Origin of the sequence: Streptomyces sp. SDr-06 (genome assembly GCF_003324565.1) — a bacterium.
GTDB lineage: Bacteria > Actinomycetota > Actinomycetes > Streptomycetales > Streptomycetaceae > Streptomyces.
The window spans coordinates 57,855-75,501 of the sequence record NZ_QOLA01000029.1; the positions used below are offsets into that span (position 1 = coordinate 57,855).

The 17,647-nt window shown below is 73.0% G+C and carries 14 protein-coding genes; 7 read left to right on the top strand and 7 right to left on the bottom strand.

Annotated elements, in window-relative coordinates:
• The first annotated feature begins 9 nt into the window (after nucleotides 1-9).
• Nucleotides 10-1,851, top strand: coding sequence for an asparagine synthase (glutamine-hydrolyzing) (asnB, locus tag DT019_RS35045; protein WP_114041040.1), 1,842 nt, complete (start codon nucleotides 10-12; stop codon nucleotides 1,849-1,851).
• Between the two features lie 10 nt (nucleotides 1,852-1,861).
• On the opposite strand, the gene DT019_RS35050 is transcribed toward asnB, so the two are convergent.
• The 3 genes from DT019_RS35050 to DT019_RS35060 form a co-directional block, all read right to left on the bottom strand.
• A complete protein-coding gene (locus DT019_RS35050; RefSeq protein WP_114041041.1) occupies nucleotides 1,862-2,227 on the bottom strand; it encodes a PPOX class F420-dependent oxidoreductase in 366 nt (121 codons plus the stop codon).
• Between the two features lie 80 nt (nucleotides 2,228-2,307).
• Complete coding sequence (locus DT019_RS35055; protein WP_189390208.1) at nucleotides 2,308-2,790, bottom strand: DUF456 domain-containing protein; 483 nt, start codon at nucleotides 2,788-2,790, stop codon at nucleotides 2,308-2,310.
• 78 nt (nucleotides 2,791-2,868) lie between these two features.
• Nucleotides 2,869-3,849, bottom strand: coding sequence for a helix-turn-helix domain-containing protein (locus tag DT019_RS35060; RefSeq protein ID WP_114041042.1), 981 nt, complete (start codon nucleotides 3,847-3,849; stop codon nucleotides 2,869-2,871).
• Between the two features lie 370 nt (nucleotides 3,850-4,219).
• On the opposite strand from DT019_RS35060, the gene DT019_RS35065 reads away from it, so the two are divergent.
• The 3 genes from DT019_RS35065 to DT019_RS35075 all read left to right on the top strand — a co-directional run bounded on the left by DT019_RS35065 (nucleotide 4,220) and on the right by DT019_RS35075 (nucleotide 9,634).
• On the top strand, nucleotides 4,220-5,836 hold the full coding sequence (locus DT019_RS35065; RefSeq protein WP_114041043.1) for a protein phosphatase 2C domain-containing protein: 1,617 nt from the start codon (nucleotides 4,220-4,222) through the stop codon (nucleotides 5,834-5,836).
• 27 nt (nucleotides 5,837-5,863) lie between these two features.
• Complete coding sequence (locus DT019_RS35070; RefSeq protein ID WP_114041044.1) at nucleotides 5,864-7,606, top strand: pyruvate dehydrogenase; 1,743 nt, start codon at nucleotides 5,864-5,866, stop codon at nucleotides 7,604-7,606.
• A 168-nt stretch (nucleotides 7,607-7,774) separates the two neighbouring features.
• Nucleotides 7,775-9,634, top strand: coding sequence for a serine/threonine-protein kinase (locus tag DT019_RS35075; RefSeq protein ID WP_114041045.1), 1,860 nt, complete (start codon nucleotides 7,775-7,777; stop codon nucleotides 9,632-9,634).
• Nucleotides 9,635-9,656: 22 nt separating this feature from the next.
• On the opposite strand, the gene DT019_RS35080 is transcribed toward DT019_RS35075, so the two are convergent.
• Nucleotides 9,657-12,746 carry an alpha-mannosidase gene (locus DT019_RS35080; RefSeq protein WP_114041046.1) on the bottom strand — a complete coding sequence of 1,030 codons (3,090 nt, stop codon included), beginning with the start codon at nucleotides 12,744-12,746 and terminating at the stop codon, nucleotides 9,657-9,659.
• A 223-nt stretch (nucleotides 12,747-12,969) separates the two neighbouring features.
• Here DT019_RS35080 and DT019_RS35085 point away from each other — a divergent pair, with 223 nt between their 5' ends.
• Complete coding sequence (locus tag DT019_RS35085) at nucleotides 12,970-13,353, top strand: ATP-binding protein (protein ID WP_223279914.1); 384 nt, start codon at nucleotides 12,970-12,972, stop codon at nucleotides 13,351-13,353.
• A 72-nt stretch (nucleotides 13,354-13,425) separates the two neighbouring features.
• On the opposite strand, the gene DT019_RS35090 is transcribed toward DT019_RS35085, so the two are convergent.
• Together DT019_RS35090 and DT019_RS35095 are read right to left on the bottom strand one after the other, a co-directional pair.
• The gene (locus DT019_RS35090; protein WP_114041047.1) at nucleotides 13,426-14,484 is read right to left on the bottom strand and encodes a DUF2637 domain-containing protein; all 1,059 of its coding nucleotides are present in this window, start codon (nucleotides 14,482-14,484) and stop codon (nucleotides 13,426-13,428) included.
• Between the two features lie 193 nt (nucleotides 14,485-14,677).
• On the bottom strand, nucleotides 14,678-15,514 hold the full coding sequence (locus DT019_RS35095; protein WP_114041048.1) for a (2Fe-2S)-binding protein: 837 nt from the start codon (nucleotides 15,512-15,514) through the stop codon (nucleotides 14,678-14,680).
• A gap of 124 nt (nucleotides 15,515-15,638) precedes the next feature.
• On the opposite strand from DT019_RS35095, the gene DT019_RS35100 reads away from it, so the two are divergent.
• Together DT019_RS35100 and DT019_RS35105 are read left to right on the top strand one after the other, a co-directional pair.
• Nucleotides 15,639-16,397, top strand: coding sequence for a GntR family transcriptional regulator (locus DT019_RS35100; RefSeq protein ID WP_114041049.1), 759 nt, complete (start codon nucleotides 15,639-15,641; stop codon nucleotides 16,395-16,397).
• Nucleotides 16,398-16,544: 147 nt separating this feature from the next.
• Complete coding sequence (locus DT019_RS35105) at nucleotides 16,545-16,829, top strand: hypothetical protein (protein WP_114041050.1); 285 nt, start codon at nucleotides 16,545-16,547, stop codon at nucleotides 16,827-16,829.
• Between the two features lie 7 nt (nucleotides 16,830-16,836).
• Here DT019_RS35105 and DT019_RS35110 read toward each other — a convergent pair whose 3' ends face one another.
• Nucleotides 16,837-17,610 carry a hypothetical protein gene (locus DT019_RS35110; RefSeq protein WP_189390210.1) on the bottom strand — a complete coding sequence of 258 codons (774 nt, stop codon included), beginning with the start codon at nucleotides 17,608-17,610 and terminating at the stop codon, nucleotides 16,837-16,839.
• Nucleotides 17,611-17,647: the final 37 nt, after the last annotated feature.

Consider the following 17,647-nt stretch of genomic DNA (forward strand, 5'->3'; position numbering starts at 1 on the left):
GAGGCACGTATGTGTGGCATCACCGGCTGGATATCTTTCGACCGTGAACTGCGCGCGGAGCGGGACACCCTCGACGCGATGACCGAGACGATGGACTGCAGGGGGCCCGACGACCGCGGTGTCTGGGCCAACGGGCCGGCGGCTCTCGGCCATCGCAGGCTGGCGATCATCGACCTTCCGGGCGGACGCCAGCCCATGACCGTCGAGGCGGGCGGCCGGACCGTCGCCCTCGTCTACTCGGGCGAGACCTACAACTTCGCCGAGCTGAAGGCCGAACTCACCGCCCGCGGGCACCGGTTCACCACCGACTCCGACACCGAGGTCGTCCTGCACGGCTACCTGGAGTGGGGCGAGGCCGTCGCCGAACACCTCAACGGCATGTACGCGTTCGCGATCTGGGACGAGCGCAGCGGACGCCTCGTCATGATCCGGGACCGCATGGGCATCAAGCCCTTCTACTACTACGAGACCGCCGACGGCGTGCTGTTCGGCTCCGAACCCAAGGCGATCCTCGCCAACCCGCTGGCCCGCCGGTCGGTCTCGCTCGACGGCCTGCGCGAGCTGTTCACCTTCGTCAAGACGCCCGGCCACGCCGTGTGGGACGGCATGAAGGAGGTCGAGCCCGGCACCGTCGTCACCCTCGACCGCGGCGGCCTGCGCACCCACACCTACTGGTCCCTGGAGACCCGCCCGCACGAGGACGACCGCGACACCAGCGTCGCCCACGTGCGCGAACTGCTCGACGACATCGTCCGGCGCCAGCTCGTCGCCGACGTACCGCGCTGCATGCTGCTCTCCGGCGGCCTCGACTCCTCCACCCTGACCGCGATCGCCGCCCGTCAGCTCGGTGAAGTCGGCGAGCGGGTACGCAGCTTCGCCGTCGACTTCGTCGGCCAGACGGAGAACTTCGTCGCCGACGAACTCCGCGCCACCCCCGACACCCCCTTCGTCCACGACGTGGCCCGAGGCTCGGGCACCGTCCATCAGGACATCGTTCTGGACGCGCTCTCGCTGGCCGACCCCGAGGTCCGCGCCAAAGTCATCCGGGCCCGCGACATCCCCATGGGCTTCGGTGACATGGACGCCTCGCTCTATCTGCTGTTCAAGGCGATCCGCGAACACTCCACGGTCGCGCTGTCCGGCGAGTCGGCGGACGAGGTCTTCGGCGGCTACAAGCAGTTCTTCGACGAGACCGCCCGCCAGGCCGACACCTTCCCCTGGCTGGTCAGGTTCGCCGAGCAGTTCGGCGACGACTCCGGTCTGATACGCCCAGACCTGGCGGCCGCGCTCAACGTCCCCGCCTACGTCAAGGACTCCTACGACAAGGCGGTGGCGGGCATCCAACGCCTGGACGGCGAGAGCGACTTCGAGTACCGGATGCGCAAGATCTGCCACCTCCACCTGACCCGCTTCGTACGCGTACTGCTCGACCGCAAGGACCGCGCGAGCATGGCCGTCGGGCTCGAAGTGCGGGTGCCGTTCTGCGACCACCGCCTCGTCGAGTACGTGTACAACACGCCCTGGTCGCTGAAGTCCTTCGACGGCCGGGAGAAGAGCCTGCTGCGCGAGGCGGCCCGCGACGTCATCCCGCGCTCCGTGTACGACCGGGTCAAGAGCCCCTACCCCTCCACGCAGGACCCGAAGTACGCCACCGCCCTCCAGGGCCACGCCAAGGACCTGCTGGCCCAGCCCTCCCACCCCGTCTTCGACCTCATCGACCGCGAGGGCCTGCGCCGGGCCGCCGAGGCGAGCGCCCCGCAGATCCACCAGGCCTCGCGCCGCGGCCTGGAGCGCACGCTCGACCTGGCGATCTGGCTCGACCTGTACCGGCCGGAACTCAAGACGGCCTAGCGGCCGGGGCCTACTCCAGACCCCAGCTGTGGATCTTGTCGGGGTGGACGCGGATGAGCTCCTCGCTGAAGTGCGGGCCCAACTCGTGGGGTCCGGTGAGGAGTTCGGCCCGGCCGCGGATCTCCACCCCGCGCACCTTCCACGGCCGCACGCTCACCACGTCGTCGACCACCAGGGCGGCCCTCGGATTGCCCTGGAGGTTGCGCCACTTCTTCGTGGTGCCCAGCGCGTACCCGCCGATCAGGATCGTCCCGTCGTCCTGCGGGAAGAACCCGACGGGGTTCGCCTGCGGCTGACCCTTCCCGTCCACGGTGGCGAGCCGGCCAAGGCGCTGGCTCTTGAGGTACGCGCGCTCGGCCTCGCTGAATTCGCTCATGGGGCCACCCTCACACGCCCGCCGCCGCGCCGTCACCGGGAGGCCGACCAGGGATTCCCGGTCCCGCCCGCCGCCCCGTCTCAGCCCCAGACCACCGCGCCCAGCCATGCCCCGGCCACCAGCAGGCAGGCGAACAGCTCGGCCATCACCGAGTAACCGCCCGCGCGCAGCACGGTCCGGGCCGACGCCCAGCCGTCCCCGCGGCTGCCGAGCCGTACCCGCTCCGCGCCGTAGAGCCCCCCGACGAACCCGGCGATCCCGCCGATCACCGGCAGCACGAAGAACCCCGCGACCGCGGCCGCTCCCGCCGTGAGCACCGACCGCTTGGCCACCCCGGCCGCTTTGAAGCGGCGCGGGGGCAGGAACGGCCTCAGGGCCTGGTTCAGCAGGAGGACGCCGGTGGCGCCCGCCAGGATGCTCCAGGCGAGCCCGGTGATGTCGTCGAGCGCCCACCACAGCACGGCGGCCCAGACGATCGCGGGCCCGGGGACGCCCTGGACCAGCACGCCGCACAGGCCCATCAGCATCACCGCCCCGACCGCGAGGAGCTGCCACACGCTCATCTGCCCAGGGTGCGGTACACGGCGCGCTCCCGCAGTTCCGGAGCGTTCGCGCCCGCGGGATGCCGGGGCGCGGAGTGCTCAGCGGGCCACCCAGCCCCGTTCGTAGGCATGCCAGCCCAGCTGGAGGCGGGTGGTGACGCCCGTGAGCTCCATCAGGCCCTTGACCCGGCGCTGCACGGTCCGCAGTCCCAGCTCCAGCTGCTTGGCGGCGCTGGCGTCCGTCATCCCGGCGAGCAGCAGGGAAAGGATCTCCAGGTCGGTCGTGTCCGGGCCCCGGGCCTCCTCGACGACGCCCTGGCCCCCGCCGCCGAGCCGCAGGGGCAGCGCGTCCTTCCACACCGCCTCGAAGAGCGCCATCAGGGATTCGAGCAGCCCGCTGGCGTGCACCACGAGCGCGGCGGGCTCGGCGCCCCGGCCGGTCAGCGGCACCATCGCGAGACCGCGGTCCGCGACCACGAGCTTGGTGGGCACCCGGTCCACCGTGCGCACCTGCTCGTCGCGGCCGAGCGCGGCGGACAGCTCGGCGATCCCGGCGGGCAGCGAGAGCACCTCGCGCTCGATCACCACCCGGTAGGCCACCCCGCGGATCGCGGCCCGCTCCTCGGACTCGTTGTCCACCCCGGTGACCGCGACCGGCTTCCCCGTCACCAGCGCGCACACCTCCTCGGCCGCGCCCAGCTGCAACTGGTGGAAGCGGTGGGCGACCGCGCTCGCCCCGGTCACCACCTCGACCAGGTCGTGCACGGCGGGCTCGGCGGCCTCGGCCCGGTACTCGGCGGCCAGCAGCGCCGCCGCCAGCTCGGCCTGGTCCAGCTCGTGGCGCTGCTGGGTGAGCAGCGCGCCGAGCGCGACGCCGGGCGGCGCCGCGACCCAGCGCCCGGTGCGGGCCGAGGACTGGGCGGCCAGGCCCTGGCGCTCCAGCCGGCGCAGCGCCCGCTCGGTCTCGATCTCGGGCAGCGCGAGCCGGTGCGCGAGGTCCGTCACCTCGGCCGCGCCGACCGCGACCAGCGCGCGGTACGCCGACTCCTGCGTCTCGTCGAGCCCTATCGCTCCCAGCATCCCGGACCGCCTTCCTCACCTGCGCGATGGCGGGAAACCGCCCCGGCGCAAACCCGCCGCGCAACATCATCCCCGCACCGCCCGCCGCTCTGCCAATGTGGAGCCACCGCAGCACCAACAGCCTCCGGCGCCAGGGCACTTGCGCACGTCGAGCACGGGTCCCCTTTGTTCCGGAATGATCCCGGGGGAGCGATGCGCCCGATATCGCGTACGGGCCCGGGGGCGGCGACCGCGGCCGGTCTGCCGGGTGTCCCTCCCGTGGGGGGTGGGGACACCCGGCGGGCTTCCGGTCTCGTTGCCACACTTGTCCGTTGAGCACATTTTCCCGATGCCCCGTTTTCGTATGGCTCCGGCGGTGGACAATAAGGGCATGAGCCAGCAGGGGGAGAGGCCAACGCGGGACGACGACTGGTGGAACCGGCTGTACGACGAGTCGGCACCGGACGCCGGGCCCGACCGTTCGGGCGACAGTCTCGACGACCGCTTCAACTCGGCGGCGGACACGGTGAGTTCGGCCGTGGTGGAGCCGGGCCCGGCCGACGCGGCGGGTGCTGAGGCGACGGATCCGCCCGCGGAACGCGCCGAGTCACCTGCCACGGTGCCGGACGCGGGCGCCGCCCCGGCTCCCAAACCCCGGGCGCCCTGGGAGCCGCCCGAAACCCCGCCCGAACCACGAAAACCCGCGGCCTGGTGGGAATCCGTCCCGGCGGCCCCGCCCCCACCGTCGGCCCCGGCCCCCCTGCCCGATCTGCCGCCGGGCTGGACGGAGGGCGCCCCGCCGGATCCGCCCGGCACGGCCGCCGGAGGCAGGCACCCCGCACCCTCCGATACGCCGCCGATCACCGCCCCGCCCGATCCGGCCTGCGCCGCCCACGAGCCGCGCCACGCGAGCACCCGGCGGAGCCGTCGCACCCCTGCGATCGACCCGTCCGGCCCGCCGATGACCGCCCCCGACGAGCAGTTCGGCCCGCCCGAGACCGCGCCGCCCGAGCAGTTCGTCCCGGTGCCCCGGCCCCGTACCGGCCATGTGGGTGATGGACCGCCCACCTACGACGCCGAGCCCACCGCGCTGCCCGCCGCCCGGCCCGACGAACTCGGCGAACTCGTCGCCGACACCGTGCTCGACGGGGCCCGCTACGGCGCCTACGTCCTGCGGGCCGCCTCCTCGCGCGGGGACTCCGCGCGCTTCCGGGGCGAGCCGCGCCGCGACGCCCTGCTCACCGCCCGCTTCGGCACCGGCGAGAACGCCCTGGTCCTGGTCGCCGTGGCCAGTGGCGTGCGGACCAGCGACCGGGCCCACCTCGCCGCCGCGGACGCCTGCCAGTGGATCGGCGGCGCCATCGGCCGCAGCCACGTCCGCCTCGCCGAGGACATCAGAGCGGGCCGCCGGGGCGACCTCAAATCGGGCCTGCACCGCCTCACCGACCGCAGCTACGGCATGCTGCGGGCCCGCGCCGCCGAGCTCGGGGCCGAGCCCGAGGAGTACACCGCGAGCCTGCGCTGTCTGCTGCTGTCCGCGGACCCCGCCTGCCGCACCCGGGTGTTCTTCGGCATCGGCCACGGCGGGCTCTTCCGGCTGCGCGGCGGTGTCTGGCAGGACATCGAGCCCGCCGTGCCCGAGCCCGGCGAAGTGCTCGGGGCGCCGGTGGTCGGCTTCGGCTCGGCGCCCGCCGAGACCCCGCAGGGCGACCGCCTGACCATGGACCTCGGCACAGTCGAACCCGCCCGCCCCTACATCGACCCGCCCGCGCCGCCCGGCGAACCGTTCCGCTTCCGTGCCTCCGTGGCCCGCCCGGGCGACACCCTCCTGCTGTGCAGCGGCGGCCTCGCCGAACCCCTGCGCGGCGAGGCCGCCCTCGCCAAGGAACTCGCCGAACGGTGGGCCCGCCCCGAGCCGCCGGGGCTCGCCGGATTCCTCGCCGACATGGGGCTGAGGGTGAAGGGGTACGCCGACGACCGTACGGCCGTCGCGGTCTGGGAGGCGTAATGGCCACGGGCATGGGTTGATGGACCCATGGCCAAGCAGAATGTTGCGGAGCAGTTCGTCGACATCCTCGTCCGCGCGGGCGTGAAGCGGTTGTACGGAGTCGTCGGCGACAGCCTGAACCCTGTCGTCGACGCCATCCGCCGCACCTCCGCCATCGACTGGATCCAGGTCAGGCACGAGGAGGTCGCCGCGTTCGCGGCCGGCGCCGAGGCCCAGCTCACCGGGCAGCTGGCCGCCTGCGCCGGGTCGTGCGGCCCCGGCAACCTCCACCTCATCAACGGCCTGTACGACGCGCACCGCTCGATGGCCCCGGTCCTCGCCCTCGCCTCGCACATCCCGTCCTCCGAGATCGGCCTCGGATACTTCCAGGAGACCCACCCCGACCAGTTGTTCCGGGAGTGCTCGCACTACAGCGAGCTGATCTCCAGCCCGAAGCAGATGCCCCGGGTGCTCCAGACGGCCATCCAGCACGCGATCGGCCGGGGCGGCGTCAGTGTGCTGTCCCTGCCGGGCGACATCGCCTCCGAGCAGGCCCCCGACAAGGCGATCGACCACGCCCTGGTCACCTCCCGGCCCTCGGTGCGGCCCGGCGACAGCGAGATCGACCGGCTCGCCGCACTCATCGACGCGGCCGACCGGGTCACCCTCTTCTGCGGCAGCGGCACCGCCGGGGCGCACGCGGAGGTCATGGAATTCGCCGAGCGGATCAAGTCGCCCGTCGGGCACGCGCTGCGCGGCAAGGAATGGATTCAGTACGACAACCCCTACGACGTCGGGATGAGCGGCCTCCTCGGGTACGGCGCGGCCTACGAGGCGACCCACGAGTGCGACCTCCTGGTCCTGCTCGGCACCGACTTCCCGTACAACGCCTTCCTGCCCGACGACGTCAAGATCGTCCAGGTCGATGTGCGGCCCGAGCACCTGGGCCGCCGCTCCAAGCTGGACCTCGCGGTGTGGGGCGACGTGAAGGAGACCCTGCGCTGTCTGATCCCGCGCGTGAAGCCCAAGACGAACCGCCGCTTCCTCGACAAGATGCTGAAGAAGCACGCGGACGCGCTGGAGGGCGTCGTCAAGGCGTACACCCGCAAGGTCGACAAGCACGTCCCCATCCACCCCGAGTACGTGGCGTCCGTCCTTGACGAACTCGCCGACGACGACGCCGTGTTCACGGTCGACACCGGCATGTGCAACGTGTGGGCGGCGCGCTACATCTCCCCGAACGGCAAGCGCCGGATCATCGGGTCCTTCAGCCACGGCTCGATGGCCAACGCGCTGCCGCAGGCGATCGGCGCGCAGTTCATCGACCGGCGCCGCCAGGTTATTTCCATGTCCGGGGACGGCGGATTCTCCATGCTGATGGGCGACTTCCTCACCCTGGTCCAGCACGACCTGCCGGTGAAGATCGTGCTGTTCAACAACTCCTCGCTCGGCATGGTCGAGCTGGAGATGCTGGTCGCCGGGCTGCCCTCGTACGGGACGACCAACCGCAACCCCGACTTCGCGGCCATCGCCCGGGCGGCCGGGGCCTACGGGGTGCGCGTCGAGAAGCCCAAGCAGCTCGCGGGCGCCCTCAAGGACGCCTTCAAGCACAAGGGCCCGGCCCTGGTGGACATCGTCACCGACCCCAACGCGCTCTCCATCCCGCCGAAGATCAGCGCCGAGATGGTGTCGGGCTTCGCGCTCTCCGCCAGCAAGATCGTCCTGGACGGAGGGGTGGGCCGCATGCTTCAGATGGCCCGCTCCAACCTGCGCAACGTGCCGAGGCCGTAGAACCGGGCGCGGACGGAGGCGAAAAGGTCACCACTCCTTCACCGCGCCGCTCAGAACCACCTCCGTCGCCCCCCGCGTCCTCACCTTCACCCGGTACCTCAACAGCGACTACGCTCAACCGGGTTACGCCGATGACCAGGCGAGAAGGGCCGGGGGACGCACACCATCATGAGCGGTACGAACGGGGACGAGCACGGCGAGAAGGACGACTACGTCAACGGCGGCATCAAACCGCTGGCGGCGAGCGACCCGGCCCGCATCGGGCCGTATCTGCTCCTGGGGCGGCTCGGCGCCGGGGGCATGGGGCGGGTCTTCCTCGCCCGGTCGGACAGCGGACGCACCGTCGCGGTCAAGGTCGTGCACGAGGAGCACGTGTCCGACGAGCAGTTCAGGGAGCGGTTCCGCCGGGAGATCGAGGCGGCGCGCAAGGTCGGGGAGCGGTACACGGCCCCGGTGCTCGACGCGGGCCCCGAGGACGAGCCGCCGTGGGTCGCCACGGGGTACGTGCCCGGACTCTCCCTGGAACAGATCGTGCGGCGGCACGGCCCGCTGCCCACCGACTCCCTGCACGCGCTGGCCGACGGGCTGTTGAAGGCGCTCAGGGACATTCACGGCGCGGGGATCGTGCACCGCGACCTCAAGCCGTCCAACGTGATGCTCACCGTGGACGGCACGAAGGTCATCGACTTCGGGATCGCACGGGCCCTGGAGACGTCCGTCGAGTCGTTGCTGACCAGCACGGGAATGGCCGTCGGCTCTCCCGGTTTCATGTCGCCGGAGCAGGTGCGCGGGCAGAGCGCGGGCGTCAAGAGCGACGTGTTCACCCTCGGATGCGTGCTGACGTACGCGGCGACCGGCCAGCTGCCGTTCGGGCACGGGGCCAGCAACCAGCACGCCGTGATGTTCCAGATCGTGGAGGGCGAGCCCGATCTGACCGGCGTCCAGGACGAGGCGCTGCGGTCGCTCATCTCCCGCTGCCTGGCGAAGGAGATCGGCCAACGGCCCGGCGTGGACGAGCTGTTGGCCGACCCGGACCGGCCGCGGCCGGGTGCCGCGCGCGGCGCCTGGCTGCCCGCCCGCGTCGTCGCGCGTCTGGCCCAGCAGTCCGCGCGGCTGCTCGACGCCGAGGCCACGCCGCTGCGGGAGGAGCCGGTCGACCGGGCGACCGTCGGGCTGCGGCCGCGGGCCGGGCTTCCCGGCGCCGTGCCGGAGGCGGGGGGCGACACCCGGCGGGAGGGCGAGGAGCGGCCCCGCCGTCGCCGCAGGCTCGTCGTGCTGCCCGTCATCGCCGTCCTCACCGTCGGCGGCGGCACGATCGCCGTGCTCCAGCCCTTCGCGAACGGCGACGGGGGCGGCGCCCGCGCCCAGTCGCCCGGAGCCGCCGCGAGCGCCACCCCCGGCAGTTTCAACTCGCCCAGTCCCAACGGAAGTTCACCGTCGCCGAGCCAGAGCGGCAAGAGTCCGGACGACGGCAAGGGCAAGGGTGACACGAAGGGGCCGGACGGCGGGCCGAGCGCCCCGCCGAGCGCGAGTCGGCCGGCCCCGGGCGGCGCCAACGGCGGCGGCAGCGCACCCGGCGGCGGCTCCACCAAGGGCGCCGGGGGCGGTGCTGGTGGCGGAGCCGGCGACGGGTCCGGGCCGTCCGGGCAGACGGGCTCGTCGGGGGCGTCCGGCTCATCGGGTGCGTCGGGCTCGGCCGATGCGGGCGGCTCGTCCGCCGGTTCCCCGCCGCCCGCCATGACCGGATACAAGGTCGAGTACACCAACTCCTGCGTCGGCGCGTGCTCCATGCCGCTCGCGGTGAGCTGGTCGGGGGTCTCGGGCGCGACCAGGTACGACGTCCACTACACCAACAAGGGCAGCAACTTCACGCAGAAGAACGTGGACACCATCTACTCCACCGGCGGCTCCAGCTACACGATCACCGGCCCGTTCTCCGGGGACGAGATCTGCGTGTCGGTGCGCGCGGCCAACAAGTACGGTGCCTCGGCCTGGGCCCAGACCTGGTGCGGCACGGTGCCCTACTAGAAGCGCCCGACCGGTCGCGCGGTCAGCCCCTGCGCAGCCGCAACGTCACGATCTGGAACGGCCGCAGCTCCAGGGCGACCCCGTCCGCCGAGAGGGGTGCCTCGTCCAGTGGCCGTTCCAGGAGATCGGTGAACTGCGCCCGGGAGCAGGGGAATCCGGGCCGCAGCGTCGCCCGGGCGCGCCCGCCCGCCGACTCGTACAGCCGCACCACCACGTCGCCGCCACGGTCGTCCGCGAGCTTCACCGCCTCCACGGCCACCGCGGGCGAGTCCACGGTGACCAGCGGCGCGGTCTCGGCGGCCGGTGCGACCCGCAGGGGCAGGTTCAGGGCGAGCCCCTCCGCGACGGCGTCGCTCACCTCGGCGCCCGGCAGCAGGGCGTAGCTGAAGCGGTGCCGGTCCACATCGGTCGCCGGGTCCGGGCTGTGCGGCGCCCGCAGCAGCGTCAGCCGTACGGTGGTGCCGAGGCCGCTCTCGTGCGGAACCCGGGTGACGTCGTGCCCGTACGTCGAGTCGTTGAGCACGGCCACCCCGTACGAGGGCTCGGCGACCCACAGCCAGCGGTGCGCGCAGATCTCGAACCGGGCCGCGTCCCACCCGGTGTTGTCGTGCGTCGCGCGGTGCACATGGCCGAACTGGATCTCGGCGGTGGATCGTTCGGCGTGCACATCGAGCGGGAACGCCGCCTTGAGCACCTTCTCCGACTCGCGCCAGTCCACCTCCGTGACGATGTCGATGCGCGGGCTGCCGCAGGTCAGCCGGATCTCCTGCACGAGCCGTGACCTCCCGAAACTCCGCGCCACCCGCACGGCCGCCCGCAGCGGCCCCTGCTCGACCAGCTCCACCGACTCGGCTTCGGTGAGGTCGCTGTGGCGGCGCCGGTAGTGCCGGTCGATGTCCCAGGCGTCCCACTGGTTGGGATGATCGGGGTGCAGCTGGAGGAGGTTGCCGCGGCTGCCGGGGGCGAGCACCTCACGACCGGCGGTGAGGTCGCGGACCGAGCCGAGCAGCCCTGCGGAGTCGACGCCGATCCGCACAAGTCCGTTGTCCAGTACGAGCGTTGAGCCGTCCCGCGTTGCCGTGACCGGGGGCTGCCGGGTGGCCGCGCGCGCCAGCGCCGTGGCCGCGAGCGGCGGGGCTTGGACGGCGAGGAGCGCCCGGCCGCCGGGCAGCGGCTGGCCGTCCGGCGCGTCCTCGGCGGCGACCTCGACCACCGCGCCGCGCGCGTAGGGCGAGGCGTTGAGCACGGCGGGCCGCCGTTCCCCGCCCAGCGCCCGGACGGCGTGCGCGACGACGCCCTCCAGCTCTTCGCGTACCCGCGCGTACGTCTCGCGCGCCTCACGGTGGACCCAGGCGATCGACGAGCCGGGCAGGATGTCGTGGAACTGATGCAGCAGCACCGTCTTCCACAGCCGGTCGAGAGTCTCGTACGGAACGCTGTAGTCGGGCGAGCGCAGGGCCGCGGCGGTCACCCAGGACTCCGCTTCGCGCAGCAGGTGCTCACTGCGGCGGTTGCCCTGTTTGGTCTTGGCCTGGGTCGTGTAGGTCGCCCGGTGCAGTTCCAGATACAGCTCGCCCGACCACACCGGGGCCTGCTCCCCGTACTCGGCGTGCGCGGCCTCGAAGAACGCCGACGGCTTCTCCACGGTGACCCGCGGCGAGCCCTCCAGGTCGTGCAGCCGGCGCGCCTTCTCCAGCATCTCCCGGGTCGGCCCGCCCCCGCCGTCGCCCCAGCCGAACGGGACCAGGGAGCGCGTGGCCAGGCCCTTCTCGTTGAAGTTCCGCTCCGCGTGGGCGAGTTCGGCGCCGTGGAACTGAGAGTTGTAGGTGTCCACGGGCGGGAAGTGCGTGAAGACCCGGGTGCCGTCGATGCCCTCCCACCAGAACGTGTGGTGCGGCATCCGGTTGGTCTGGTTCCACGACAGCTTCTGGGTGAGGAACCACTTCACCCCGGCCAGCTTCGCGAGCTGCGGGAAGGCCGCCGTGTAGCCGAAGGAGTCGGGAAGCCAGATCTCCTCGGTCTCCACGCCGAGCTCCTCCAGGAAGAAGCGCTTGCCGTGCACGATCTGGCGGGCCAGTGCCTCACCGCCCGGCATGTTGGCGTCCGACTCCACCCACATCGAGCCGACCGGCGCCCAATTCCCCTGCTCCACGGCCTTCTTGATGCGCTGCCAGATGTACGGCTGGTGGTCGCGCACCCAGGCGTACTGCTGGGCCTGTGAGCAGGCGAAGACCAGCTCGGGGTAGTCGGCGGCCAGCGCGGTCACATTGGCGAAGGTGCGGGCGGCCTTGCGGACCGTCTCGCGCAGCGGCCACAGCCAGGCCGAGTCGATGTGCGCGTGGCCCGCCGCCGAGACGCGGTGGGCGCTCGGGCTCGCCGGCCTGGAGAGGGCGTCGGCCAGCTCGCGGCGCGCGGCCACCGCGGTGCCGGCCACGTCGTGCAGGTCGAGCGCGTCCAGCATGCGCTCCAGGGACCGCAGGATCTCGTGCCGGCGGGCCCGGTCGGCGGGCAGCTCGTGCATGAGCTCCGACAGCACCTCCACGTCCAGCACCAGGTGCCACACCTCGTCGTCGAGTACGGCGAGATCGGCAGACGCGAATCGGTAGATCGGCTGATGCCCCGCGGTCCGTACGTCCCCGAGCGGGGTCGGCTCGAAGTCGTGCAGCACCGCCGGATTGGCGGCCGCCTCCAGGAGCAGCCGGACCTCTTCCCCGCCCGTCGCCCGCGCTGCCACCGGGATATGCCGGTTGCGAGGATGGACGCCCTTGAGCGGGACGCCCGAGGCGTCGTACACCAGGCCCTCGGCCTGGAAGCCCGGCCCCTCTCCGGTGAAACCGGGGTCGATGACCGCCTCGACCCTGCGACCCGCCCACGCCGCGGGCACCCGTCCTTCGATCCGGAACCAGCTCGTCGACCATGGCCGGCCCCACCGCGTACCGGGCGTGAACGGCTCGTATGCCGCCGTCAACGCTTCTGCGACGGGGACCGGCTCGCCCGGCGCGTGCCAGACGGCGAGGGTCAGCGGCGTCCGGGCGGCGTACTGCGCCGGGCGGACGAACTGGCGCAGCGCCCGCTCCAGCCGTCCCTCCACCAGCGCTCGGTCGTCATGCATGCGGTCTCCTCCCGCGGCTCCCTGAAGGCATGCCCGTTCGGTTGTTGAGGAATCACCATGAGTGACCACGGCCCGGTTGGGCATGCATCCCGTGTGCGTGTTCGAGGGGGAAGGTCGTCACATCGTGCGGGTGGGGGTTATGACAGGGCAGCAGACAGGGCTCGGCCCCGCGGGGAGCGGGCCCGTCCGGGCGCCTGATGTGCAGCAGGGGGACCAGCGACTGTTGCACAGGAGAGTCGGGCACGCGGACCTGACCGCGGTGCGGGAGATACGTCGCGCGCTGAGGGAGTTCCTCGGTCCTTCGCGGCACGCGGGGGCGTCGGAGGTGGCCGAACTGCTCACCAGCGAGCTGGTGACCAACGCCCTCGTGCACACCGACCACGGAGCCGTGGTGACCGCGACCGTGGGGGAGAACGGCCTGCGCGTGGAGGTGCGGGACTTCGTGTCCGCGCGGCCCACGCCGAACGCACCGTCCGCCGACGACGGTACGCACGGCAGGGGGCTCCTGCTCGTCCAGGCGCTCGCGGACGCCTGGGGCGTGCGCGAGCACGGCATGGGGAAGGTCGTCTGGTTCGAACTCGGGGACCTCACGGCGCCGCAGTACTGAAGGTCCCGGGGAAGCCCGCCGCGCGCGGCCCCGATCCGGACGGGCAGCGGGGGACCGCACCACCCGTCCGTGCTAACCGAACTGCTGCTCAAGGTCCTTGAGCTTGCGCTCCAGGGAGTCGAGCCGGGGCAGCGCCTGGGTGTCGTCCTCGGCGGTGAGGTCCACGGTGCGGGCAGTCGAGGCCTCAGCGGTCCCGACGGCCAGGAGGGAGGGCCGGTTGCGCAGCGGCAGCTGTCCCGGCTCCGCTATGGCCGGCTCCGCGACGGCCTTGGGCGGGGAGCCCTGCCCGGCGCCGATCCCCTGGACGTCGACCTGGCGGCCGCCGTTCCTGCCGCGCCCCCAGGCCCGGTTCTGCCGGCTGAGCGCCTTGAAGTGCGCCCGGTCCAGCTTCTCCTGGTCCCGCCTGCGGAGCTTGTTCTCCTCCTTGGCGCGCTTGTCCTCGCGCACCTCCTCGACCGCCTCGTCCAGGGTGCGCACGCCCTCCAGGAGCATCAGCGACCAGGCGCCGAAGGTCTCCCTGGGGGCCCGCAGCCACCGGACGATCCGGATCTGCGGCAGCGGCCGCGGTACCAGGCCCTGTTCGCGCAGGGCCGCCCGGCGGGTCTGCTTCAGCGCGCGGTCGAAGAGGACCGCCGCCGAGAGGGACATGCCGGCGAAGAACTGCGGGGCGCCCGCGTGGTCCATGCCGCGTGGCGCGTGCACCCAGTTGAACCAGGCCGCGGCGCCCGCGAACGTCCACACGAGCAGACGCGAGCCGAGCGCCGCGTCGCCGTGGCTGGCCTCGCGCACCGCGAGCACGGAACAGAACATGGCCGCGCCGTCGAGGCCGAACGGGACCAGGTACTCCCAGCCGTCCGTCAGATTGAGGTTCTGCCGGCCGAAGCCGACCAGACCGTGGAAGGAGAGCGCGGCGGCCACCGCCGCGCAGCAGAACAGGAGCACATAGGAAGCGGTGCCGTAGACCGCCTCCTTCCTTCTGCGGCGCTCCTCACTGCGCTCCCAGGAGTCGTCGCCGGTGGCGTTGTCACCGGCGCGCTTGCCGCGCGCGAGCACTACCAGAGCCACGACGACCCCCACGATCATCACGCCGCCCGGAAGCAGCCAGTCCAGCGATATGTCGGTCAGTCGCATGCGGTGTCCCTTGCATCGCGTAGGGCGTATCGGCCGCCATACTGCTCCTGCCGTACGGGGCGGCAGGGGGTTTCGGGGCAAGAGGGCGCCAACGGATGCCGAGGGCAGTCGGATAGGGGGGAATCCATCGAACTGCCGTGCCCGGCGCGCGAGTTGAGTTCGACTGGCGCTCACCCGGACGGGTGGCATGGTTTCAGGAGGCGGCGCTGAGCCGCCGCACCCGGTCGGCGTCGCAGGTGCGCGGGCAGGTCACGCAGGTGTCCTCGGGGCGCACCGTGTAGAAGAAGCAGCAGCTCGCCCGGTCGCGGGTCGCCAGACGCCGCCCGTCGGGCGCGGTCAGCTCCCGGAAGCCCGGCGTGCCGACATAGGGCTTCGCGGTGCCGGGGAGCAGCGCGTCGAGCTCGGCCATCGCGCGGGGCTCCTCGTCGAGCAGGGAGCCGATGTACCAGAGGCCCTCGACGATCTCGTCCGTGGCCATGCCCCACAGCGCCCGCCGGCCCCGCCGCATCCGGGGCCCGAAGCCTTCGAGGACCGGCCCGAGGTGCTCGGCCACCGCGGCCCGCACCTCGCCCCGCAGCGCCTCCTCGTCGGCGACGACCTGGGCCCCGGGAAGCGCCGCGGCCGGGTCGTCCGGCAGACAGGCGAACTCCCGCACGCGGACGGCGATATGACCCAGCGTCCGCTGGAACGCCACATCGGCGACCGGCACCCGCGGCACCCGGCGGTGCAGGAACCACGGCACCGTCACGAGCAGGCAGGCGGGCCAGGCGTAGCGGTGGAAGCCGAAGGAGGCGATGACGTCGGGCCGGGCCTGGTGGCCGTAGTCCCGTACGACCTGGGCGTGGTCCCAGGCGAGGAAGGCGTCCAGGGCCGCGCCGCCCGCCGCGAGTTCCGCCGCGCCGACCCAGCCCGCGCCGTCCGGCGCCTGCTCCAACGCGGCCAGCTCCCTGATCCCGAGGCCGGGGAAGACCTCGGCGAGGCGGGCGTAGGAGGGGGCGAGGGGGCTGGGCAGCAGAGTGGAGACGGTCATGCGGGACCACCGAATCACGATCGTTGGCAGGTAAGCCTTACCTTAGCGGATGAGGGCGATGTTTGAACTCGCGCTTTGTCCGCCTATGGTCTGTGTGGGGCAGGCGGAGCCGTAGGAGGCCGGGGTGGAGCAGGGCAGAGCGCGCGAGGCCGTGGTGCCGCCGTACGGGTCACCCCGGATTCCCGGCCAGTCCCGCGGCGGCGAGCGCCTCGACGGCGCGCGCGGCGAACACACCCACGGCGAGCCCTCGGCGCCCCGCACCGTTCACCGCCACTCGGTGCGCGGCCAGATCCTGGCCGCGCTGCGCACCGCCCTGGTCGACGGCGAGCTGGTGCCCGGCGAGGTGTATTCGGCGCCGGCGCTCGGCGAGCGGTTCGGCGTCTCCGCCACACCCGTGCGCGAGGCGATGCAGCAGCTCAGCATCGAGGGCGCCGTCGAGGTCGTGCCGAACCGGGGATTCAGGGTCACCGAGCGCAGCCCCCGCGAACTCGCGGAGCTCGCCGAGGTGCGCGCCCTCATCGAGGTCCCGGTGATGCTGCGCCTTGCCCGCACCGTCCCGGCCGCCCGCTGGGCCGAGCTGCGCCCGCTCGCCGAGGCCACCACCGAGGCGGCCGCCACCGGCGACCGGGCGGGCTACGCCGAGTGCGACCGCGCCTTCCACCGGGCGGTCCTCGCCCTGGCCGGCAACCAGCAGCTCGTCCAGGTCGCCGACGACCTGCACCGGCGCGCGCAGTGGCCCTTGACCGCGGCGCCCGTCACGCGCCGCGCCGACCTGGTCGCCGACGCCGCCGAGCACCTGGCCCTCCTGGACGCGCTGTGCGCGCAGAACCTGCCGGTCGTCCAGTCGCTCGTACGGGAACACTTCACGGGTTCCGCGCTCTGAGCGCAGGCCCTCGAACCCCGGCCCGTCACGGCCGCGTCCGCGCCGTGCAACAGAGCTCCGGCCGAGGAACCCGGGCCGTCAATCGCCGCGTCCCAGGCCGTACAGGGACGTAGCGCACCTCGGGGGACCACCATGCCGGATCCGTGGATGCAACAGCAGCAGATGCAGCAGCAGCAATGGCAGAGCCGACAGGCCGCCGACGCGGCCCGGCGCGCGTCCGACCAGGGACGCGAGTCGCACCGGCTGGCCCAGGCCTCCGTACGGCGCGGCTCATCGGGCCGGCTCACCAGCCTGCTCCAGCTCGTCCTGCTGGTCGCGGCGGTCGTCTACCTGGCGGACCACCCGGAGGTCCGGGCCGCGCTGTGGGGGTACGCCCAGCAGGTCGCCAGCCATCTCAAGTCCCTGGTGGACGAAGCCCGTTCGGCCACCTGACGACACGTCACACGGCGGACGGCCGGGGCGGCGCGGCGCCCAGATGGGCCGCGAGCCAGGTGGGAACGCCGAGCAGGCGCACGAGGCGGGCCGCCTCCGTGCGCAACCGGGTCGAGACCGGCTCCTCCTCGGTGTCGGCGAGCGCGGCGAGCGCGGGGGCCGTGCCGATCAGGTAGCCGAGCTCCTCCCGGATGCGCAGGGACTCGGTGAAGCCGTGCCGCGCCTCCGCCAACTCCCCGTCGCGCAGGGCGAGTCCGGCCAGATGGCGCCAGGTGAAGGACAGCAGCAGGGGGTCGCCGTGCGCGGCCGCGCCCTCGTGGGCGCGGACGTAGGCGGCGCGGGCGGCCTGCGGCGCGTCGGCGACGTTCTCGGCGAGCAGCCCGCGCCGGAAGTCGAGCAGGGCACGGCCGCGCCCCGCGAGCGCGGTCAGGGCGGCGGCCCGGCCGAACGCGGAGCGCGCCTCGTCCGCCCGGTCGCGCACCCCGAACAGCGTGGAGGCGTACGCGAGATAGCCGCGCTCGCAGGCGGCGGCGCCGCGCTCCTCGTCGCTGCGGGCGACGGCCTCCGCGGCCCGCAGCGCCTCGTCGGCCTCGGCCCAGCCGGACTCGGTGTACACACAGCGCTCGGTCAGCAGGGCGCTGCGCTGGAGCGCGCGGGGCGCCTGGTCCGCATGTGGTTCGAGCAGCGCGGCGGCGTCCGTCCAGCAGCCGCGCGAGCGCAGCCGCCATACCGCGGTCTGGAGCGGATCCCCGTCATCTGCAGTCGTTCCGGAACCAGACATGGCGGTATGCGCCACGTTGCCCTCCCCGAGCGCGCCA